Below are 4,418 nucleotides of genomic sequence, written 5' to 3' on the forward strand. Positions count from 1 at the left end.
TGGTCAACCCGAACGGCGTGCTGTTCGCACCGGGGGCGCAGGTCAACGTGGGTGGCCTGGTGGCGTCGACGCTGAACATGAGCAACGCCGACTTCCTGGCGGGCAAGTACACCTTCAGCGGCACCAGCGGCGCCAGCGTGGTGAACAACGGGATGATCCGGGCCGGCTATGTGGCGCTGGCGGGTGCGAAGGTCACGAACACCGGCACGATCGAAGCCGCGCAAGGCGGCTCGGTCGGGCTGCTGGCTGGCTCGCGGGTGACGGTGGATCCGGCGGGGGCGGGGCTGGTGAAGTTCTCCGTCGACGGCGCGGCCGTCGACGCGGCTGCCTCCAATAGCGGAACCATCGTGGCCGAAGGCGGACAGGTGCTGATGGCCGCCTCCGCCGTGGGCGACACGTTGGCGACGGTGATCAACCAGTCTGGCGTGATCCGCGCGAACTCGGTTGCCGAGAACAGCGGCGTCGTCACCCTGAGCGGCGGCACCACGGGCATCGTCAAGGTGTCCGGCACCATTGAAGCCAAGGGCGACAACGCCGGCGAGACCGGCGGCACGGTAAAGGTGCTGGGCGACAAGGTCGGGCTCATGGCCGGCGCGAAGGTCGACGCCAGCGGTGACGCGGGCGGCGGGACGGTGATGGTTGGCGGGAACTACCAGGGACAGGGGCCGGAGCAGAATGCCTTCCGCACCTATGTCGACCAGGGCGCCAGCATCAACGCTGATGCGGTCACGGCCGGCGATGGCGGAAAGGTGATCGTCTGGGCTGACGACGTCACTCGCTACCATGGTTCGATCACGGCGAAGGGCGGCGCCTCGGGCGGTGACGGCGGCTTCGCCGAAGTATCCGGCAAGCAGTCTCTGGTATTCGACGGCAAAGCGGATCTGTCGGCCACGAAGGGGGTGGTCGGCACGGTGCTGCTTGATCCGATGGACATCAACATCATCGGAACCGGCACAGACCCGTCTGACGGCCAAGAGGCCTTTGGCGACGCAAGCGGTTCGGCGCTCAACATCAAGGCCAGTACGCTGGCCGGACTGAACGCACGCATTGATCTCGATGCCACAAACGACATCACCATCAGCGAAAATCTCGCGCTGACTGGAGCCTTTAACGGGTTTTACGCCCGAGCCGGCAATAACATCACGGTGAACGCGGCGTTGTCGACTGACGCTTGGGTCACGCTGGAGGCGAACTACTACGGGACCCCGGCCCCCGGTCCGTCCGGTACTGGCGCGATCAACGTTGGTGCAGGCGGGTCGATCAGTGGCAAGAATGTCATGTTGACGACGGGGTTCAGCACCGGCACCAGCACGATCAATGGGGCCATCACGGCTACCGAGGGTGTGAGGTTCTCTGACATCACGGCCACGTTGAATTCGACCGTGACGGCGCCCACGGTCACGGTGGCAGGCAACAAGACGGTCACCTTGGGTGCGTCCGAACGCATCGCCAACGGCGCGACCCTCGTCGTCGAGAGCAATGGCACCTTCAACCTCGGCGGTTTCGCCGAAACCGTCAATGCCGCGACGTTGACCAGCGGCACCATCAGCAACGGCGCATTGACGTCCCTGTCGAACTACACCGTCGAGTCCGGCACGATCAGCGCCTCGCTGGGCGGCACCGTGTCGCTGGTCAAGCAGACGGCGGGCACGGTCACCCTGAGCGGGGCGGCCACCAACACGTACACCGGCAATACCGTCGTCAACGGCGGCACGCTCAACCTGAACAAGACGGCCGGCAACGCTGTCGCGGGAAGCGATATCCAGCTGCATGGCGGCTCCACCGTCAACGTGCAGGGCAGCAACCAGATCGGGGACACCACGGCTGTCACTGTGACGAACGGGACGTTCGCCCTGGGAGCGAACAACGACACCGTTGGCATGGTCACGCTCACGAACGGCTCGATCACCGGCTCAGGTGGCACCTTGAGCGGCTCGAGCTACGCGGTGCAGTCCGGCACCATCTCGGTCGACCTGGCCGGAGCCGCTGCGTTGACCAAAACAGGGGCGGGGAACGTCTCTCTGAACGGTGCCAACACCTACACCGGCGGCACGACCGTGAGTACCGGCACCCTGACCGGCAACACCGGCAGCCTGCAGGGGAATATCACCAACAACGGCACGGTCCAGTTCCTCCAGGCGACCGACGGCACCTACGCGGGCACCATGTCGGGCAGCGGCCAGGTCCTCAAGACAGCCGGAGGCAATCTCACCTTCTCTGGCGCCAACACCTATTCGAACAGCACGACGATCAACGGCGGCACGCTGACGCTGGCGCACGCCACGGCTGCGGGCTCCGGCGTCATTTCGCTGGGGGGCGCCACGCTCGCCATCGACAACGTCTCGGTGACGAACAACGTGGTCAACGCCGGCGGCGGCACGATCAAGGGCATCGGCAACGCCACGCTGAGCGGCAACGTCGGCATGACGGCGACCAGCAACGTGGAAGCAACGGGCGCCACGGACACGCTGACGCTCTCCGGCGTGGTCAGCGGCGCAGCCGGCCTGAACAAGGTCGGTGCCGGTACCGCGACGTTGTCGGGCGCGAACACCTACACAGGGGCCACCAGCATCAACGGCGGTGTCCTGTCCATCAGCTCGGACGGCAACCTTGGTGCGGCTCCCGGCGCAGCGACCGCCAACCATCTCAACTTCAATGGCGGCACGCTCCAGACCACGGCCGACATGACCCTGAGCGCCAATCGCGGCATCCAGCTGCAGGCGGGTGGTGGCACGATCTCGGCCAACGCGGGAACTAGCGTCGCGTACGGCGGCATCGCCGCAGGCACCGGCGGGCTGACCAAGGCGGGCGCTGGCACTCTGGCGCTGAACGGCGCCAACAGCTACACAGGAGCGACCACGGTCAGTGCCGGCACCCTGAACGTCGCCGGCTCGCTCGACTCGACGAGCGTTGTCGTGAACGCCGGCGCGATGCTGGCAACGACGGGTGCGGAAATGCTTTCCGATAGCGCTTCATTGCAGGTGGACGGCACGTTCAGCATGGGCGCCAATGAGACCGTCCGGTCGCTTGCGGGCGCCGGCACGGGCGCCGTGATGCTGGGCGGCACGCTCACCGTGAATGATGCTTCGGCTGCCACCAGTACGGACTTCGCTGGGGCGCTGAGCGGCGCCGGCGGATTCACGAAGGCCGGTGCGAGCACGCAGACCCTCTCCGGAACCAACAACTCGTACATCGGCGCTACGACCGTCAACGGCGGCGTGCTGGCCGTTCAGGCGCTTGCCAACGGCGGTGCGAACAGCAGCATCGGCGCATCCTCCAACGCGGCGGGCAACCTGGTGCTCGGCGGAGGAACGCTGCAGTACAACGGCGGCAGCGCCGCGACGGACCGCAATTTCACGCTGAACAACGGTACGACCAGCACCCTCAGCGTCAACAACGGCCTGGCGACCCTGACGCTGAATGGCGCATCGACGGCGACGACCGGCGGGCTGACCAAGCAAGGCGCGGGCACGCTGGTTCTGACCGGCAGCAGCACCTACACCGGGGGGACCACGGTCGCCGCGGGCACGCTGTCGGTGAATGGTGCGGCCATTTCCGACCAGAGCGCGATGACGATCGATGCCGGCGCGACCCTGCTGCTGACCGGCGCCGAGACGGTCGGCTCGCTGGCCGGCGCGGGCAACGTCGCCACGGGCGGCCACATCCTGTTCACGGGCGGCAACACCATCAGCACGACATTTGATGGCGTCATCTCGGGCACCGGCGGCCTGCACAAGTTCGGCTCCGGTACGCAGACACTGGCCGGCGTGAACACGTACACGGGCACCACCACGGTAGCCGACGGCACGCTGTCGGTGAATGGCTCGGCCATTGCCGATGCGAGCGCGGTGACGGTGAACGCGGGCGCGACACTGGCGCTGACGGGCAGCGAAACCGTCAGCTCGCTGGCCGGCGCGGGCAACGTGAGCCTGGGCACCAGCACCCTGACCGCAGGTGGAGACAACACCTCCACGAGCTTCTCCGGCGTCGCCTCCGGCACCGGCGGCCTGACCAAGGCCGGCACCGGCAACATGACGCTGTCGGGCACGAACACGTACACCGGTGCGACGACCGTGAGCGACGGCACGCTGACGCTGGGTCATGCCACCGATACGCTGGCCACGGGCTCGGCGGTGGTGGTGGATGGCGCCGCGGCGGTGCTGGCCCTGGGCGCCAACAGCGACACGGTGGCGAGCCTGACGGTGAGCAACGCCGGCTCGGTGACGGGCACGGGCACGCTGACCGGTGCGACGTACACACTGAACCAAGGCACTGTCAGCGCCAACCTGGGCGCGGGCACGCTGGCCAAGAGCGCCACGGGCACGGCCACGCTGAGCGGCACGTCCGGCGCGGCGACGGTGACGGTGTCGAACGGCGGCACGCTGGCCCTGACCGGCGCCGAGCGGCTGCTGGACACG

1 protein-coding gene is annotated in these 4,418 nt (G+C 67.5%); it reads left to right on the forward strand.

The features are described 5' to 3' along the window. On the forward strand, positions 1-4,418 hold a 4,418-nt coding region (locus tag V6M63_RS10345), incomplete at both ends, for a beta strand repeat-containing protein (RefSeq protein ID WP_332741501.1).

Origin of the sequence: Hydrogenophaga sp., assembly GCF_036675665.1 — a bacterium.
Lineage (GTDB): Bacteria > Pseudomonadota > Gammaproteobacteria > Burkholderiales > Burkholderiaceae_C > Hydrogenophaga.